This is a genomic window from Paraburkholderia sp. MM5477-R1 (genome assembly GCF_050436385.1).
GTDB classification, from domain to species: Bacteria; Pseudomonadota; Gammaproteobacteria; order Burkholderiales; family Burkholderiaceae; genus Paraburkholderia; species Paraburkholderia tuberum.
The window spans coordinates 1,460,278-1,477,786 of sequence record NZ_JBNDMC010000006.1; the positions used below are offsets into that span (position 1 = coordinate 1,460,278).

9 protein-coding genes and 4 pseudogenes are annotated in these 17,509 nt (G+C 56.4%); 5 read left to right on the forward strand and 8 right to left on the reverse strand.

The window, feature by feature from the left end; all coding sequences use genetic code 11:
* Positions 1-683: 683 nt before the first annotated feature.
* Positions 684-1,424, reverse strand: a complete 741-nt coding sequence (locus OKW35_RS25185; RefSeq protein ID WP_429553439.1) for a GntR family transcriptional regulator — start codon at positions 1,422-1,424, stop codon at positions 684-686.
* A gap of 245 nt (positions 1,425-1,669) precedes the next feature.
* A complete protein-coding gene (locus OKW35_RS25190; protein ID WP_429553440.1) occupies positions 1,670-3,298 on the reverse strand; it encodes a pyridoxal-phosphate dependent enzyme in 1,629 nt (542 codons plus the stop codon).
* Between the two features lie 945 nt (positions 3,299-4,243).
* Between OKW35_RS25190 and OKW35_RS25195 the strand changes: the two genes are divergently transcribed.
* Both OKW35_RS25195 and OKW35_RS25200 read left to right on the forward strand, forming a co-directional pair.
* A complete protein-coding gene (locus OKW35_RS25195; RefSeq protein WP_429553848.1) occupies positions 4,244-4,609 on the forward strand; it encodes a ParB N-terminal domain-containing protein in 366 nt (121 codons plus the stop codon).
* Positions 4,610-5,736: 1,127 nt separating this feature from the next.
* A complete protein-coding gene (locus tag OKW35_RS25200; RefSeq protein ID WP_429553441.1) occupies positions 5,737-6,726 on the forward strand; it encodes a PLP-dependent cysteine synthase family protein in 990 nt (329 codons plus the stop codon).
* Positions 6,727-6,939: 213 nt separating this feature from the next.
* Here the strand turns inward: OKW35_RS25200 and OKW35_RS25205 are convergent.
* The 6 genes and pseudogenes from OKW35_RS25205 to OKW35_RS25230 all read right to left on the reverse strand — a co-directional run.
* Positions 6,940-7,113, reverse strand: a pseudogene (locus OKW35_RS25205) (transposase); the annotation flags it as partial.
* A 30-nt stretch (positions 7,114-7,143) separates the two neighbouring features.
* Positions 7,144-8,711, reverse strand: a protein-coding gene (locus tag OKW35_RS25210) for an IS3 family transposase (RefSeq protein ID WP_429553442.1) whose coding sequence is annotated in 2 segments (ribosomal slippage) — positions 7,144-8,273 and positions 8,273-8,711 — 1,569 coding nt in all. Because the reading frame shifts where the segments join, the coding sequence is not laid out codon by codon here.
* A 65-nt stretch (positions 8,712-8,776) separates the two neighbouring features.
* Positions 8,777-9,342: pseudogene (locus OKW35_RS25215) on the reverse strand (transposase); the annotation flags it as partial.
* Entirely contained in the window at positions 9,342-9,911 is a 570-nt protein-coding gene (locus OKW35_RS25220; RefSeq protein ID WP_429553443.1) for an IS4/Tn5 family transposase DNA-binding protein, read from the reverse strand. The gene OKW35_RS25220 and the pseudogene OKW35_RS25215, both read right to left, overlap by 1 nt.
* Before the next feature lie 328 nt (positions 9,912-10,239).
* Entirely contained in the window at positions 10,240-11,625 is a 1,386-nt protein-coding gene (locus OKW35_RS25225) for an agmatine deiminase family protein (RefSeq protein ID WP_429553849.1), read from the reverse strand.
* Between the two features lie 60 nt (positions 11,626-11,685).
* Positions 11,686-11,778: pseudogene (locus OKW35_RS25230) on the reverse strand (transposase); the annotation flags it as partial.
* A gap of 2,051 nt (positions 11,779-13,829) precedes the next feature.
* On the opposite strand from OKW35_RS25230, the gene ltrA reads away from it, so the two are divergent.
* The 3 genes and pseudogenes from ltrA to OKW35_RS25245 all read left to right on the forward strand — a co-directional run bounded on the left by ltrA (position 13,830) and on the right by OKW35_RS25245 (position 17,503).
* A complete protein-coding gene (gene ltrA / locus OKW35_RS25235) occupies positions 13,830-15,134 on the forward strand; it encodes a group II intron reverse transcriptase/maturase (protein WP_429553444.1) in 1,305 nt (434 codons plus the stop codon).
* Between the two features lie 292 nt (positions 15,135-15,426).
* Positions 15,427-15,864 (forward strand): annotated as a pseudogene (locus OKW35_RS25240) (transposase); the annotation flags it as partial.
* A gap of 289 nt (positions 15,865-16,153) precedes the next feature.
* A complete protein-coding gene (locus OKW35_RS25245; protein WP_429553850.1) occupies positions 16,154-17,503 on the forward strand; it encodes an MFS transporter in 1,350 nt (449 codons plus the stop codon).
* Positions 17,504-17,509: the final 6 nt, after the last annotated feature.

Sequence of the window (17,509 nt, forward strand, 5' to 3'; positions counted from 1 at the left end):
TCTCTGGCGTTGGCCAATGTGCGTAGCTTGTCGTTCCATTCGTGCTCGAGCGTATCGGCGACCAGACGGTTATTCGGGTCAACGAGCATGAATCGTCGTTGTGCCAGATCTGCCGAGTACTGGGCACGTTCGACGGCCCGCACGCGTAATCGGTCTGCTTCGTTATGCCGAATTTCAATCGCTCTGCGGATCTCCAGGCCAACTCAACCGCGGCCGGAGTCACCATGACGGCGACCAATGCACCGACTGCTTCGTCAATGGGTTCTCCTGCAATCGACTGGCAGCAGGGCTCTCCACGAGTGCCTTGCGCGCTCGAAGATATACCATGCCTCCTGCCGTCCGCGACGCGTGGCGTACCGCAGCCGGCAGAGCATGTAGATGCCGTGCATCTGAACCCGGATAGATTGACCACCACGGTGTCGCTCCGCAACGCCCTAACCAGGATAGAAAGGCCGCCTGAAATTTGTTCGTTGAGGCGACAACTAGCTTGAAAATTTCCGGTCATGCCGCCAAAATGCTGTCCCGGTCATACGCGTTCGGTCGAGACAACGTCCCTGATAATGTCCATGCCGACAAGGACTACGACTACCCTCGTTGTTGGCAGGTCGGTTTCGGCAAGCTGCATATCCGGTTCAAGCGAAGTCTCGATACCCACGTGGAATTGATCTCATTCGCTTGCGCCATCATCTGCTTGAGATTCCTCGATTAGTTTTGTTGGAGACACTAAATGCCAGACGATCAAACGGGGATTCCGAGACTCCAAAGAACGAGAGCGACGGGTTGGCTGTCATTAGCTGATATGCGCGTCGGAGGGTCGGGAATCCGTCAGAGATTCCGAATGTAACTTTCGCCTCATCCGACGCAGGCCATGCGTCTACAAGCAATCTCACCTCGTCGAACTGTACTCCTTGCCCACGCAGCACCTCGCCAACAGACTTTCCCTCAAGTTCGTCAACTATTTTATCGCCAAAACAAAGTGGCACGTAAAGAACGTCATGAATGATCGGCATTCCGTCGACCGCTATCATACTTCTCACACAGTGCATAGTTTGGTTTGGCGTGTCAAACTCGCGTAAAATCGGATTAGCGATTTTCCCTCGTGTCACCGAGACTGCCGTAACCGATCGCCCAAGAGTATATCGTGACTCATCTTTGAAATTAGAAAATAAAAAGTCAATATCAAAAACAACTCGTCGACTCTCTCGCACGAAAGTTCCAAGCCCGGGCACCGTGTCCACAACCCCGGCGGACTGGAGATCGTACAATGCGCGTGCTATCGTTATCAAACTTACGCCAAATTCTTTTGCAAGTTCGGAAGCTGACGGCAAACGATCTCCCATCTCATAGTGATGCTCCGTAACTCGCCCCTTTATCTCTTTTCGAATCCTTTCGTGCAACGTCCCAGCTATCGTCGTCCTAGGCATTCAGCGATCCCCCATAATACGCAATATTGACCACGAGTGCGGTCAAGATGGGCCACTCCATTCGGAACATCTAGTCAACCACGCAGGAAGAATGAAGCGCTCGGTCGAATCGATATGACGTGGCACTTCACGCGGCAAACCAATTAGAATTTCAACATTTACTGAAGACTCGTCCATTTAACATGTCTCTTCTGCTACGGGCGACCTGTCGGGCGCCGAATTCGACGAAATAACGCACAATTCTGTCACCCAATCTTATATTCGAGAATGTTTTGAATACCAATTGGGCCGCAATATGTACCGCCTGTGTCTTGAAAGCCAGAGCTAAGATAGACGCTTCTGGCTGGCACGTTGCGCGCATTGACGGTAAGCATGAGTCGGTCGATGGATGGTCGGTTCGACGCGATCCACCGAGCAGCCAATTTGGTTGCTGCTTTACCGTATCCATTGCCTTGATATGATCGACCGATACGCAGGCTGTGCAGCGTCACGACGTTTGACGGTGCCCAATCTGGCAACGCGGCCTTTTCACGCAGGACAAAAAAACCAACTATTTCGTTCCGGGCCGCAATTGAAAACGGGTGCTCGAACTCGAGGTTTTGGCTGGTCTTTAGCTCCGAAAACACCACGTACAACGGATCCACAAACTGACTTTGCTCATGCTCCAGTGCGAGATGGGCGACGGTGCCCCCGTCAAAGCGAGATAATGCTATCAGCCTCGTTTCACCTGCTTCGATGACAGCAGTAGTAGCCTCTCGAGACACTTCCTCTGGAGTACGTCTGCCTACGTGCAGGAACGTCGACTGTTGGCGGGACTCGCTACAGTTCGGAGACGACTTTTCAATAAGGCCAGAAAGAACCTCATCGAGGGTTCGTCGGCCGCAAGCGTAGCACGACCAGCCGCTCAATTTCTCTGTTGGCACCACAACCGTTGGTTCTCGCCGAATTAGCTCAGACCAGCCGCATATGGATGAGAGCCTGTTCTTTTCATCGCCGTAGACGGTTTCGAAATAGCGGCTTCCCTCGTCGGGGAAAATCGCCAAGACCTTCTTGCCAGGGTTCTTACGTGCCCACGAATCGGCCACTTTATATGCTGCACCACTGGTTGGGCCCATAAATAAAGCGTGTTCACGATGCAATCGACGAGTTGCATCAAGCACCTCTGCGGACGTCAGCCAATGATCCTCATCAAACTGACGGTGATCTAAGCTGGAAGGCACGATTTCGCCGCCCAGCCCGCTGTCATCCTCTAGATCTCCACCGGGCTGCCCAAACAAAACAGAATTTGGAGTATCTATACCAATAGCATGCAATTTATGGAATCGTTCTCTTATAAAGCTAGCAGTAGCGCACATTGACCAATCTGATTCAACGGCAACTATCAAACAGTCAAACTTTCTCACTCTGTCGATTAGCAAGTCCGCGAATTTCCTATTAGCGAGTGAATTCGCAGAGTTGGAGTATTGTGACGGCCAAAATCTGTCGGGGAGCTCCTTCAGATACTGGGCTAGCATGTTTAACCGAACCTGCAGAAGTCGCCCGCGGGTCGCCGGTTCATCGACAATGTCTACATGCGCACCCTCAATAAGGCGCCTTTTAAGATGTGGATCAATCGTCCAGTCGCTTATCAATACGAGTTTGTAACCATATTTCTCAGCCAACATCGCCGGCGCCAGACCGAAAGTACGAGAAGGAGACTCGCATATGGTGGTGCTCGGCTTCCATAGTTCCTGCTCCGCGGCCCATTCGAGCATGAACCGTGCTGGGAAAAGTTTCATCAAGAAAAAACTGGCGCAAGATACGTTGTCGCTTAACTCAACGATTCGAGGATTTTCAAAATCCTCCAGATTGTGCACTAGATTTTCATTAGGCATTTCTTTTCCCGAGTAAGCTTATTCACTATTAAAGTCAGAACATAGGCGATCATGCTTTTCCGAAAGAGTTTTCGATTCCATTCGCTTATAAAGCAAGCATCAATCAAAAATAGCTCCACAATGGGTAATCTGTAAAGCGGTCGCACCGTGCCGAATGCGAAAGTGGTGCAGTTTTGCGCCTTGGAAAGTAATCTTTCGTTAAGCCAAATGCCTACCGTCGAATCACGCGACCAAGTAACCATCGGACAGCTCGGACGCCGTGAGTAACAGAGCTCGAAGCAAGCGAAACGCTCAAGCCCCATAGGACGGTGGCAAAGCATAGAAACCACACCACAATGCATCAAACCAATCTCCTCTTCAAAGTCCCGTGGAGCAACCCCTGCGATATCCAATTGCTTGCCGGTTTCCGCATTCTGCGCGGCGACGTACTCCCTCGCTTTGGGCGCGCCGCGACGCTTTAAGACGTGAATCGGCCGCGTCTCGCCCGGACGAGAGTCGGTGACCGGTCGCCACGGCACGCTTCAATAGGTTGAGAGCAGCAAAAGGCGCGCCATGTACCGAACGGCTAGCAGGAAACCCAGGCTGGGCTCCGTAACGTCGCAAATACGACGAAGCAGACAGAGGACGTGGCGGCTGTTCGACAATCATCCCGACAACGCTGGCGATCAACCCGGATGGCGATGCCGTTTCGCGCCACAGATACGAGCGGATGCACTGCGTGTCCCAAACGAACGCGAGCTGCTTACGGAGTGCATCGGTCGAATACTGCCATCCATGCGACTCCATAGCGGTACCGGCCCAACGCTACACCAGCGATGCTGATTATCAGATCTTTCAATATGGCACGATACATGCAGCCGTTTATCCGCGAACACATTACTAACCGAGGTGAAGCCATTGTCGTCCGCAAAATTAATCTCTAGTTACGCCGTAGTCAAAGTGCCTGTGACGCAACTTCGACCAAGCGAGAACATTAATCCCGGCCGTGCAAGCACGCTAACCAAAATGATCGCCGAAAGCGGGCGGTGGACCGAGCCCATTTTGGCCGAACACCGCCATCTTGTTATTATGGATGGCCATCATCGCCATTTTTGCGCCAAGGCACTAAGCCTATCGTATGTTCCGTGCATCCTGCTTTCCTACGATGATCCAAATTTGGACGTGACCTACTGGTCCGATCCTGCGCCCGTTGCTGTCGACCAAATCATCCAGGCTGGCCTCTCCGGGAATCTGATGAGCTTCAAAACCACTCGACACAGGTTAAAGATCACACTGCCAAGTTGCTCAATCGAGCTAGATGACCTGAGATGAGGGACCACTCATGACCCAAGAATACTCTGTCGACAGACCGGAACCCCTATTCAGCAGGTGGATGCGCGATTTGCTCAACGACCAGTCCGAACCAAGGCTTGGGTCGACGGATTCCGATCGCCGTCGCGTATCGTATATCCAAACCAGCCCACCAAAAACTACCTCCAATAGCGGAACGAATTGCGCGAAAGCTATAGCGACAGTCACGTCCAGTTTGTGCCTAAGGCATGCACGTCCAATTCGTTCCTACGAGCAGCGGCAGTGGTTGGCACCGCGGCGGACGCCTCTTCGACCGAGGGAGATGACTTCGGCCGTTGGGAACTTGACTTCCGCGGGGCGTATGTCGATGACCAGTCCGGCGAAGTCCAATTATGAAAATAGTCAGCGCATATGTCATAAAGCGACGATTCACGTCGACCGCATCGGAGATCCTAAACGGATTCCCGTATTGACCGGTAAGATCGGAACTGCCGGCTCCTTTGAATCCGTCCCGAAGGCGAACCAAGCTCGCGGTTTGGAGTGTCCACGGATTAACGGTCTGACGCCCGGGGGCATCGACATCGGCGAGGGATGCCAGATGTGCTTGTTCATGAACTCGGGACGAAGCGAAACACGCAGCTGCAGTGACCCAAACCGCGCATACCGAGTCGTCAGATCAAAGCTTTCTGCAGTACCACCTGCGCCCGGTCCTACTGTAGCCGGTCGACTACTTCTCGACCCGTGTGGGATATGTGCCTTCGATGTGAGCGACGTCGGGAATCTTGGAGGCAGTCGATTGGCAGAGGTTCTTGATGGCATGGTTCGGAAACTTGGTTTGGTGGCGGTTTCGTGCCTGCTCCGGTTGTTCTACGGCGAAAGAAGCGAGCGGTGCCGCCATAAGACGCATCATTTTCTTGCCGGACGCAGTTGTCTGGAATCCGACGTCGTTCCGTGGCGAGGGCTGGCAATTGGGGGGGGCGTTGCCCAGAGCGATCTCGTCAGCTTCACAACACCGCCGACTACCAATGGATTCGAATGAAATTCATTTCACCAGATTCTCGTACTGAAAAAAGGATAATCGCTTTCCGGCATCCAGTCGGATGGCATTTCTTGGCCGACTAAAACTTCCTCAAACGGAGGATAGACAGATGATCGTTAATAGCATCATTGATACTATCGGAAACACGCCGCTGCTGTTCATCTCTTTACGCGGCGGTGAGATTGGTCTCTATCTCAAGCTGGAAATGTTTAATCCAACTGGCTCGATGAAGGACCGCATGGCGCTAAGCATGATCGACAGCCGCCCAAATGAGGCCGTTGTTGACATTGTCGAATCCTCATCGGGAAATACGGCGAGTGCGTTGGCCATGATCTCAGCGGTACGCGGAATCAACTTCACCGCCTTGATGGACTCCCATGCTAGCCTCGATAAGATCCTTACCGTTCGTGCATTGGGCAGCAACGTCCGGACGGTTGGCAGTGGCGATGGAGCTCTAGCCACGGACGTACGTGACCGAGCAGCTATGCGAATGTCGGCGGAAGGGGACGCCTACTGGACTGAACAACACAACAATCCGGCTAACTCTGCCGGTTACGTCGGGCTAGCCGCTGAATTGCTCGACGATCTCGGTCCAACAATTTCGCATCTTGTGTGCGCTATCGGTACCGGTGGGTCGCTTTGCGGTACTGCGCGTCACCTGAGGCGATATATTCCTGGCATCCAAGTAATTGGTGTTGAACCAGCCGGAAGTGTCATTTTTGGCGGTCAGGGTGCGCAATACCACCAATCGGGCACTGGCACGCCTGAAGGCGCGGAAGTGGGCGTGGCGATTGACTACAACGTAATAGATTCGGGTCGAAAAGTGAGAGACGACATGGCCTTTTCGATTTGCCATCATTTGGCCCGGCGGCATGGCCTACTGGTCGGCGGCTCGACCGGGGGTGCGATTTACGAGGCACTTAGCTTGGCTCGCGAAGCACCGATAGGATCGCGCATCGTAACACTAGCGTGCGACAGTGGCACAAAGTACTTGGACACTATTTTCAATCAAAATTGGCTGTCAACTCACGATATTCAAATAATCGACGTAGAGGAGCACTTTGCAGATCTTTTCGCGGACGCGCCATATTTACCGTAGTCATAAACGAATAGTTGAGATTTCAGAACCGGCGCGCGTTCAATGACGCATGACTGCCATTTTCACACGCCTGACTCCACCCGATTACATCGTTGCGCGGCGGTAACGCACATAGTCCGAAATCTTCGCCCCCCCTAGCGAAGCTCGCAATTAACCACCCTAGTCAGGAATAGATGGTGGAGGCTCTTTTGAAAATGCAGTGGGTAACGGGGCTCACGAGGCATGCGGGTTGAAGTCGGAGAAATCGAGCTTGTCAGCAACGAGAAAGAGGACCGTACGCATCGTCGCGAAGCGCGTGTAGCCGCGAACCTTTCGCTTGGCCGTTTGAAACAAACCGTTGATTGCTTCGATGAAGCCGTTGGTCTGGCGCGTCTGAGTCCAGGCGACCGGCGCGCGTCAAGCAAGTTGTCGCCTCACTCATGCAGCCAGAGGCTGTTTATTTGCGCTGATCGACGCCATCTCGACGACTGAGTCGCGTTCGGGGTTAAGCGTCACGGCACCAACCGGTGTCCAGTTGCGCGTGTGGCGCGACCAGCGGGCCGGATTGCGCTCGCGGGCCCTCTCGTACAGTGCATGCCGAGCGGCGAGAAGCGCACGATCGTCACCGGCGTGACGCTGCGCAGGCGTCACGTAGCGGATGCCACTATGACGATGCTCGAAGTTGTACCACTGCACGAAGCCGGCAGCCCAGGTGCGAGCAGCGTTCAGGTCCTCGAAGCCTGTGACCGGAAACTCCGGCCGGTACTTCGCGGTTCGGAACAGCGCCTCGGCATAGGCGTTGTCGTCGCTGACCCGGGGGCGCGAGTACGACGGCTTGATGCCCAGCCAGTGCAGCATCGCCAGCACGGTCGTGGCCTTCAGCGTCGCCCCGTTATCGCCGTGCAGCACCGGCCGGGCCTCAAGGGCGGCAATGCCTTCGGAGAGCGCCGTACGACGTACGAGATGAGCAGCGTGTTCGGCCGCGTCGCTGTCGTGCACCTCCCAGCCGACAATCTTGCGGCTGTACAGGTCCAGAATCAGGTACAGGTGGAACCATCGCCCTGTGACCGTTGCCGGCAAATAGGTCATGTCCCAGCACCACACCTGGCGCGGCGCGGTTGCAACGTGCGTGGTCGGCGGCCGGCCGCTCGAAGGAGTTCTGGCACGGCCACGGCGCCTCATCTGCCCATGCTCGCGCAGCACGCGTGCAAAGGTCGATTCGCTGGCGATATACACGCCTTCGTCAGCCAGCATCGGCACGATGCGCGCCGGTGGCATGTCGGCAAAGCGCGGCTCGCTGGCTACGCGCAGCACGTTTTCCCGCTCCTCCGGGCTCAGGGTGTGCGCGGGCAGCAGGCGCATCGCGCCGGGCCTGGCGTCGCCAGTGACGAGCCCTTGATTGGCCCTCCAGCGCTGCAGGGTACGCACGTCGATTCCGGCCACCTCGCAGGCCAGGCGCAACCGTGCGCCAGCCAGTCTTGCCGAATCGATTTCCCGGGCCAGGAACTGGCGATCTTCGAGGCCGATCATTCGTCCTCGCCCTTGTCCGTGTTGAAGATCGCCCCGAGTTTTTTTGAAAGAACCAGCAATGCGGCTGCCTCGGCCAGTGCTTTCTCCTTGCGCCGCAGTTCGCGTTCCAGTTCCTTGATGCGACGCTGGTCCTGCTTCGTCTGCTGTGGACTCGCACGGGCCTCTTCGGGCTCGGCCAGCGCCTGCGTGGCCGCTTGCCGCCACTGCGCCAGTTCCTGCGGATACACGCCATGCTCGCGGCACCACGCATTGCGGGCCGTCTCGTCCATCGCTGCCGTGCTCAACACCGCTTCGAAACGCGCGGCCGCTGTCCATGCCCGCTCGCGAGCGGGCATGGACAGCGCATCACTGCGCCAGCGCTCCAGCGTCTGCGCGCCCACACCGATCTCTCGCGCAACCTCTTCCACTGATGCGCTCTCCGGCGGCAGCAACCGCGCCACTGCTCTGTCCTTGAATGTCTTTCCGTAACGCGCCAACTTGTTCTCTCTTTACCGCCCCCAGATTCCAATTTTATCCAGACGACAACCATTGTGACGCGGGGGGCGACGATGCCGTCGAAGTGCCGACGAATCAGACGCGCGACGTCCTTCATCGGCTGACTTTCGAGCGCTTGACGTTGGTGTACCGCTGCCGCAACATCTCGGAGACGACATGGATTTGCTTGCGATACAGCCATGCGCGGGCGGTGCGCTTGGTGGCGTACTGCCTGACCAGCGCCTCGAGGTCGGTCAATTGCGCCAGATTCAGTTTGTTGGCGTCCTTGAGCAGCGTCCAGCGCATCCCTTTAAGTTCTGGGTCGGCTTTCTGTTGTTGGCGGCGCACCGTATCAAGCGCCTTGGACGCGTGGGCGACGACGTGAAACTTGTCGAACGTCAGCCGCGCATTGGGCAGATGTTCGCTCACGCCTTTGGTGAAGGCGGCCGACATGTCGATGCTCACCGAGGTGACCTGCTCGGGCGTGCCGCGGTGTTGGCTCAGATATGCCGCGAAGCCTTCAATCGGCTTCGCGTCACGCCCGGGCGTGACGAACATGACCCGTCGCGCCTGCATGTCAGCGACCAGCGTCAGATACTCGTGGCCGCGCCGGTACGAGGTTTCGTCAACAGCTAGCTTTCCTTTTGCTCAATCGGTACGCGCGTAGCGTTGACGTGACGCTTGAGCGCCGTACAGCCTTTGAACTTGCTCCGTATCCAGAATTTTATGGCGGTCAGACCCAGTGGTAAACCTTCGATGGTTACCGCCAGGCTGGAATGCATCAGGATGCCGCATTGGGTCAGCGAATTCTGCAATCCGTTTCCCTTGTACCCGGTTCGCATTGTCGCTTTGCCCGTGTAACCGACAAGCTCGGGGCGCTCCCGCTTGTAGGAAAATATTGTCGTATCCCGCAAAACAAGCGTGGTGCCTCCGCTCACCTTGAATCGATCCGCAGTCGCTGCGAAATGGCCTGACAGGATATCCCGTTCGTTCACGCGTTCATTCGAGAGGAACCGGTAGGCAGCCTTCGTTGAGGCCCAGTCCTGGCAAGCAAACGGAATGCTTTGGCCCATGCTATCCCAAAGCTGTTCCAGAAGTACTCCGAAACGCTTACGCAACCGATCATCCCGGAACTCGCTGGCGTTAATCTCCCGCTCGATCCAGGCACGATCCTTCGTCTGTCGGCTACCGTTACCGGCCATCCTTTAAATATCCCGGTCTTGACGTATTCCAGCGTACCAGGATTTTCGATGGGCATGTGGGTAATTACAAGGCTGGTGCCACGCTTACGCATTCGAGCGGTTGAGCTCTACATCAAACTCGTAAAGCGCGTGGCGGCGACAATTCGTCAGTTGGGTTACCCGAGAAAGCATGCTCTCAAAAGCTGGCATCGAAAGTACGAACGATGCGACGTCATGATCTGCCGGCGCGCTATGTGCGTTCACCCGAGAACGCACAGCGCCCAGCGATTTCTTCATCCGCTTGCACTGCTTCGCATGCGTATAATGAGGCCCTTACGAAGGAAACGCTTCAGGACCGAGACCAGGGTGGCGCGCCGTGCAGAGCAGCCTGCCAGTTATCGATCACTTTGCGCGGGATTGCGCGCGTGCGGCAGTGCACGGCATCGGTGCCAAGCCACGGAAATTCCGGCTTGCCCGCGATACCGACGACCGTGTAGTCGGGTAGCGCCTCCTTGTAGACGCTCAGGGCCTGACGATCATAATTTTCATAGCCCCTGCCGGAAATGGGCACATAGACGTGGTGGTTGAGAATCAGACTGTTTGTGTAGGCGGCAGTGGTGGCCGGCATTTTCGCATTGGGGACGTAAATATCCTGGCACAGCACGCGGTAAACCTTGAAGTCTTCCTTCTCGAACGACGCGGCGATTGCATCGAACGCCTGATTGGTCTTCTGATCCTGCGACGAAGCAACAAGTACTTTGTCTTCCGCGAGAAATTTTCCCCAGCAATCGATATGCTCTATGTAGGTGCCCGTCGGGTCGCTCAGCACGTGATACGTATGAAGACCCATGAAACGGTTCAACTGGCTCAGGATGTACTCCGCGCGCTTATCGACAACTTCCGCCATCTCTCCGTAGGCGCTGCCCGGACCTTCATTTTGAGTGACGGCTAGGTAGGTCGAAGCCACCACGCCTTTGCCGTTGACCATGAAATTGCCGCCAACGTTGAGCAACCCGAGATAATACCAGTCATGCACCGCGATCTGTGGCTGTTTCCTGTCGCCGGGCCATGTGGCGGTGTTCCATTTTCGGATGGGACCATTGAGAAAGTCGGATAGTTTGACCGCGCCGTAATCGTCGTTCGGACGGAAGATGCCCAACCCCACTAGCGGATTGGCTTTCTCCGCCCCCTCGACAAAGCCGACGGCGCCGCCGCCCATCGTCGTATGCGTGTGTTTCGCAATCGCGTAGGTATCGTTTTTGGGATCGTACACCCACCACGGACCATAGTCGCGCGTCCAGAAGGTATCGGTGTCCCAGCCGACCAGCTGCAGATGGTCAGGGTTGAACTTCAAGGAAAGTTTGTCGGCCGTCTGCTGTAGGTCTCGCAGAATGATGTCGCGTTGAGCGACGTCCGCACACATGACCAAAATGTGAACTGGCGTCGCGGTATCGTTCTGCTGCATGCGGATAATCATCTCACTTGGAATGCCAAACGACCGTGGCCCGCTCGGGGGCTCTTGGCTATGGCCGATCGGCGGCTTGATGCTACCAGGATATGCAATCAGAACCGCGCCCATATCGGCGAATTCCGGCACCGCGCCGACGAGCGACGGCGTGTCATTTCGATAGATCCGGATGGGCGGCGGATGCTCGCAGCCGGTGCGAGCGAGGAAGTAGGCGGCGAGCTGCTGAGGGGTGGATCGATTCAACAAGTTTTGATCTGACACGTTCATCTCCGTCGTGGTGAATAGAAGACAAGACAGCAGTCGATAGAATCTGGAAATCCGGATGCTTACCTGCGCCAGCAGTTGGTCGATCAGATCATCGGGGAACAGCTTCGGCGCCTTCGGGTTCTTGCTTTTCTTGGTCACTGTTGCTTCGGTCATAGGACATATTTTCCGCTATCGTTTCATGACCTCGGCACACCAAAAATCTGACAGGCTTACCGTGGGTCGAAACCATCAGCGTGGAGGTTGCCTTCTCGGCGCCTAAACACCTATGCGGGTTCGGTTCCTCGTCTGATTCGCGAAGGAATTTTGCCAGCCTGCAACCCATTCATGCCTTTCGCCCCATGGCAGATTCCAGTCGCAGCCCTCGATCCTGAGGCAGTCAAGCAGTTGTGGTACCTGCTTGCAACGGACATGCCAGTCCACCGCGAACTCGCCGGGCGCGTAATCGAGTTTCTCGCTGATATCATCTTCGCCGATGTGAATACCTTCGCAGCCGCAGGTGCGTTTGGTCTGCTGGTGTCGAAGTTCATCCGCCGACGGCTGGCGATCTCCAGCTTGCCCCAGTCACATTCCACATTGAGGCCAGCTACAAGGTCGGAAACTGAACAACTCCGACGCCGGATGTCGCTAGTTCGACAATAGGCGCAACCCTTCTTTTCACGGAAACCCTTTTCGCATCAGCGCATCGTATCTAGCGCTTCGGTCTTGTGTTGCACACGAATGCGCGCCGCGGCCGGATATTGCCGCCCACTTGACTCCATCGCGACTTCGCGCCGCCTTACACTGGCGATATTGAGTCTTAGAGCTTTTCAATATGGCACGTTACATGCATTCGTTATCGAGCCAGTAGAGAAAACGTGCAAGATGACATCAAATGCCGATAACTCGACTTGATGGGGAAAGCCTTGCACATTTGGGGATAACACCTGAGCAAGTACAGCTTGAGCGCTCAAAAGGCGCGGTGGAGAGCGACCATGGAAAAGTCATCCTTCGAGGATGGCAGGTGCCGGACGTCGCGTTGCAATTGTTTCACCACTGGCGTGTCATCGGGGGTACGGTTGGATAACGGGTTGTGCCATGAACGTGTTTGCATTCTGAACACGATGCTGTACCCGAGATGGAGGACGGCCCTCCGAAGTCGGTTCGCAGGAACTGACTTCAAACAGCCGTAAGCTGCTTCAATCGGAAACGCTGCGGTGGTGAACGTTACGGTCAAAAGGCGTGATCAAACACGTCATGTATGGATAAGAGAGACGAACGAAGGTGAACCGCTGACGACGCATCGAAACCAACTTAGACGACATCAAAACTGGGGGCGCCCGTTATCCCCGGGATCAGCGTGGCGGCCACCTGCTTATTGGCCACGTGGTGTCCGGTGTATAGGCGGCGTGACTCGAATCCGGGGTCGGGTGCGGAACTTGAGAACTCTTCATGTGATGCCAAGGGAAAACCTTATAAGTGGGCCCCACGAAGGGGGAAAGTACCGATGCACATGAAGGGGGCGGATTATCCCGTAGTAGTGTTGAAGCTTGTGTAATGCGAATGGAGCGAAGGAGATGACCCAGCTCAGAGAAGGTTGCCGCCAACCGGCGAACCGGGATGAGCATCTACCTTCCGCGTCGATCTGTCATCGCGAGATGACGGGAGAATGGCTGGGACGAGCCGTGTAAATCGAGAGGCTTACGCACGGTTGTGTGTCCAGCTAAGGCTGGCGTGTTCAGCAGGAGGTAGACCTGCCGGAGTAGAAGTCAGAAGCTCCGTAGCTTGGATAGCAGGGTGGCGGGAAACCAAGACTCTGAAGCCTATCGACGACCGTCTCCTTGGGGGACGTGCGAGTCATCGGGCCGTAATGAAGATGAACGTGGATGTGGCCTCGAAAGTGAAGAGACCCGAAGGCCGAGCCTGCAACCGTGAGGGCGAAGGCAGCATGGGTAGCCGAAATCTGACCGATACGGCTATTCCACTTCGGCGGGGTGGAAGCGACGGCACGATGACAAGGACATGCTGAGCAACTGGAGAAACCCTCCTCGCCCCAGCGCGAAATCGCGGGAGCAAGGTAGGTCCTATAACCGGCGAACCCGGGAAGTGGACCGAAGGCGAGAGGGTGGCGGATGGGTCCGTAGTAGCTGTGAAGCCGGGTAACGCTGGTGGAGCGAAGGGGCCCTGCTGTTTGTAACTTCCTCGACAACATGGGAGGCAAGGACGAGATGACAAAGGCGTCCAGCAGTTTGCAGGACCTGAGGCGGGGAATATACGTCAAGGCGAAGGCTGAACCGTCCTGGCGTTTCTGGGGGTTGTACGTCCATGTCTGCAAGATGGAAACGCTGCGCGAAGCGTATGCGCTGGCCAGAAAGAACAACGGCGCACCGGGCATCGACGGGGTGACGTTTGAGGTCATCGAGGCGCAAGGCGTGGAGGCGTTCCTCGAGCGGATACGGGACGAACTGATCGGGCGTGCCTACGTACCGCTACGATCGCGGCGGCAGGAAATACCGAAGGACGGGGGCAAGGTCCGTGTCCTTTCGATTCCGGCAATCCGTGACCGGGTGGTCCAGGGTGCGCTCAAGCTCATATTGGAGCCGATCTTCGAGGCAGACTTCCAACCGGAGTCGTATGGTTATCGTCCGAAGCGTACCGCGCATGAAGCGGTGCATCGGGTGGCGACGGCGATTGTTCAGTGCAAGACCCGCGTCATAGACCTTGATTTGCGCGCCTACTTTGACACAGTTCGGCATCATCTACTGCTTGAAAAAGTGGCGCGTCGGATCAAGGACGACGACGTAATGCATCTGCTGAGGCTGATGCTGAGGGCGTCGGGCAAACAAGGCGTTCCGCAAGGCGGGGTGATTTCGCCCCTGCTCAGTAACATCTATCTCACGGAGGTAGACCGGATGCTGGAGCGGGTGAAAGGCTCAACGCGCAGCGGGAAGTATACCTACGTCGAGTATGCCCGATTCGCTGACGATCTGGTTGTGCTGATCGATGCTCATCCGCGCAATGCGTGGCTGTTGCGGATGGTAAGCCGGCGCCTTCGGGAAGAATTTGCCAAACTACAGGTCGAGGTCAATGAAGAGAAGAGTCGCACCGTGGATCTGGACCGCGCGGAAAGCTTCGGCTTCCTGGGGTTTGACTTCCGACGCCTGCGCAGTATCGGGCGACAGGTATGGCGAGCGCACTATACGCCCAAGTTGAAGAAACGCACGGCGTTACTGCGCAAGCTCAAGGAGGTGTTCCAGCGATACCAGTCGCGGCCGGTCGATCGGGTAGTGCAACTGATCAACCCGGTGCTGCGAGGCTGGGTGAATTATTTCGCTGTTGGACATTCCAGCGAGTGCTTCAGCTTCATCAAGGACTGGGTGGAAAAGAAGATTCGGCGCCACATGGGTCGATCCCGGAATCGTCGGGGCTTCGGCTGGAAGACGTGGAGTAGGCACTGGCTATATGACGAACTGAAGCTGTTCAACGGCTATCGGGTTCGCCGTGCTACCACCCCGAAAGCGTCCCCGGCATGATAGGTCCCATAAATCTTGACGTGAAGCGGACAGGAAAGCGTAGTGCGGGAAAACCGCATGCTGCGTTTGACGTGGCGGGAGCTGGAAACGTGACCATGGCAACCGGATTGAGGCCCACCGCGAAAGCGAGGGAGAAGCCACCGGGGGCCTACCGTGCGCGCGCCAGTTCTCGACCCTACCTGTGGGCGGCTGGTGGTGAAATTCCACCGGCCGACCCGGCAGCCGTATGACGCGCGAGTGTCACGTACGGTTCTGCGACAGCCTCGGGGCGAAATTTCCCGAGGCTACTCACCATTTCGGCGCGAAGTTGCACATCGGGGGAGATAGTCAAAGCGGCCTGGCACATAGCGCGGTGGTCACGCCGGCCAACGTACACGACAAACATCCGCTGCCGAAATTGCTGCATGGGCAAGAGCAACGTGTCTATGGAGATAGCGCCTATGCGAGCCAGAAAGCGCTGATCCGTGACAAAGCCCCCAATGCACGCGACTTCACCAATGAGCGTACGCGCCGTGCGGGCGAAGTTGACGAGGTAGCGCGGTAAGAATCGCATCAAGTCGAAGATCCGTGCTCGGGTTGAGCACGTGTTTGCTGTTGTCAAGCGCCTGTGGGGCTTCACGAAGGTGCGCTATCGCGGTCTGGCGACGAACGCCAATCGCGCCTTCGTCGCGCTGGCGTTGACCAACGTCTATCTCTCGCGCAGGGATTGATGGCACAGGTACGCCCGTAATGGGCGAAAAGCGGGCCGCAGGCCGTGTGCAACGCCCAGGTGGGCACGAAATGCAGGCGGAAAGCTTCACTCACGATGAATCTACCTCTGTTTGCGCCCGAATCGATGACTACAACGGCTTGTTCAGCGTTGCCCTAGGTGATGGATGTCCAACGGGAAATCCTGATCCAGTTGGAGGCGAAGGGGAGGGAGCTAGATGACAGACCGTTCTGACCCGCGGCGGCGAGGTGTCTTGGCACCTGTTCCGATCGTCCGTGTTACTTTGCGCATCGTTGGCTGTGCATTCTTTATGGAGGCCGTCGACGCAAACATCATCGTTACAGCGCTGGCTGCGATATCGCGCGATTTTGGGAGTGATCCCGTCGCGCTGAAAATCGCAATCACCAGCTACATTGTGGGTCTCGGTATGTGCATCCCAGTCTGCGGTTGGCTTGCCGATCGTTTCGGTACGCGAACGATCTTTCGAATTGCTATCGGTATTTTCGTCGCAGGATCACTAATGTGCGCTTCATCACGATCGCTCTACATATTCACGGTCGCACGCTTCGTGCAAGGCGTCGGCGGCGCGATGATGGTGCCAGTGGGTCGAATCATTGTCGTACGTGCCGTGCCTAAGAGCCAATTCTTTCAGGCCATGGACTGGCTCAACATAACGTGGATCGTCGCACCGGCGCTAGCGCCGGTGCTCGGTGGCTTCGCTACCACTTATCTTCACTGGCGGGTGATTTTCATCATCAACGTACCGATTGGCGTCGCGCTCATCTATCTGAGTAGTCGTCACATCGCCAACCTGCAGGAATCCGATCCTGGCAGGTTCGACTTGCCAGGTTCCTTCCTTTCGGCGACGGGCGCATCGTTGCTTTTGCTCGGGCTCTCTCTCGTGGGCAGCGACATTGCCGCTGACGCGACCGCTTGGGGAATGTCTCTTGTAGGAATCTCCCTGCTTGCACTCTACGCCCTGTATGCGCGGCGCGCCGAACTGCCGACGCTAGACTTGCGCTTTTTCAATATCCCCACGTTTCGTGCGAGCGTGCTCGGCGGATCGATGTTTCGCCTTGGTTATGGGGCCGTGCTGTTCCTGCTGCCGCTATCGCTGCAGGTGGGGCTTGGTATGACCGCTTTCGAGTCGGGGCTCCTAACCTGCGCATCCGCGTCGGGCAGCCTGCTCATGCGTCCGCTTACGGCCCTGACGCTTCGCATGTTCGGATTTCGCACGGTTCTGATCTACAACGCTGCGTTGTCATGCGCCGCGATGGCTGCAACTGGCACTTTCGCGCGTGAGATGCCGCTCTTTAGCATGTGGGTTATCGTGCTCGTTGGCGGCTTCTTTTACGCGTTACAAGTTGCTAGCATAAATTCATTGACGTATGCTGACATTACCGAAAGCAACATCGGACGTGCCACGAGTCTCGGTAGCGTCGTCCAGTACATGTCACTGGGACTTGGGGTCGCGATCGGTGGGCTGGTACTAGAGGTCTCATGTGAAATGAACGGTCACATGTACGCCATGTCATCCGATTTCTTGCCGGCCTTTTTTGTCGCCGGTCTCTTTTCACTCGGCTCCATTCCGTTCTCGCGTCGTCTTCCGACTGACGCGGGCAATGAAATGGCAGGCGGCGCGACTAACTCCAAAAGGTAGGTTCGA

What these genes read in the sequence shown, in the direction of transcription:
- OKW35_RS25185 (WP_429553439.1), bottom strand. Translation starts at nt 1,424, where the DNA reads ATGCCTAGGACGACGATAGCTGGGACGTTGCACGAAAGGATTCGAAAA.
- OKW35_RS25190 (WP_429553440.1), bottom strand. Translation starts at nt 3,298, where the DNA reads ATGCCTAATGAAAATCTAGTGCACAATCTGGAGGATTTTGAAAATCCT.
- OKW35_RS25200 (WP_429553441.1), top strand. Translation starts at nt 5,737, where the DNA reads ATGATCGTTAATAGCATCATTGATACTATCGGAAACACGCCGCTGCTG.
- OKW35_RS25220 (WP_429553443.1), bottom strand. Translation starts at nt 9,911, where the DNA reads ATGGCCGGTAACGGTAGCCGACAGACGAAGGATCGTGCCTGGATCGAG.
- OKW35_RS25225 (WP_429553849.1), bottom strand. Translation starts at nt 11,625, where the DNA reads ATGAACGTGTCAGATCAAAACTTGTTGAATCGATCCACCCCTCAGCAG.
- ltrA (WP_429553444.1), top strand. Translation starts at nt 13,830, where the DNA reads ATGACAAAGGCGTCCAGCAGTTTGCAGGACCTGAGGCGGGGAATATAC.
- OKW35_RS25245 (WP_429553850.1), top strand. Translation starts at nt 16,154, where the DNA reads ATGGAGGCCGTCGACGCAAACATCATCGTTACAGCGCTGGCTGCGATA.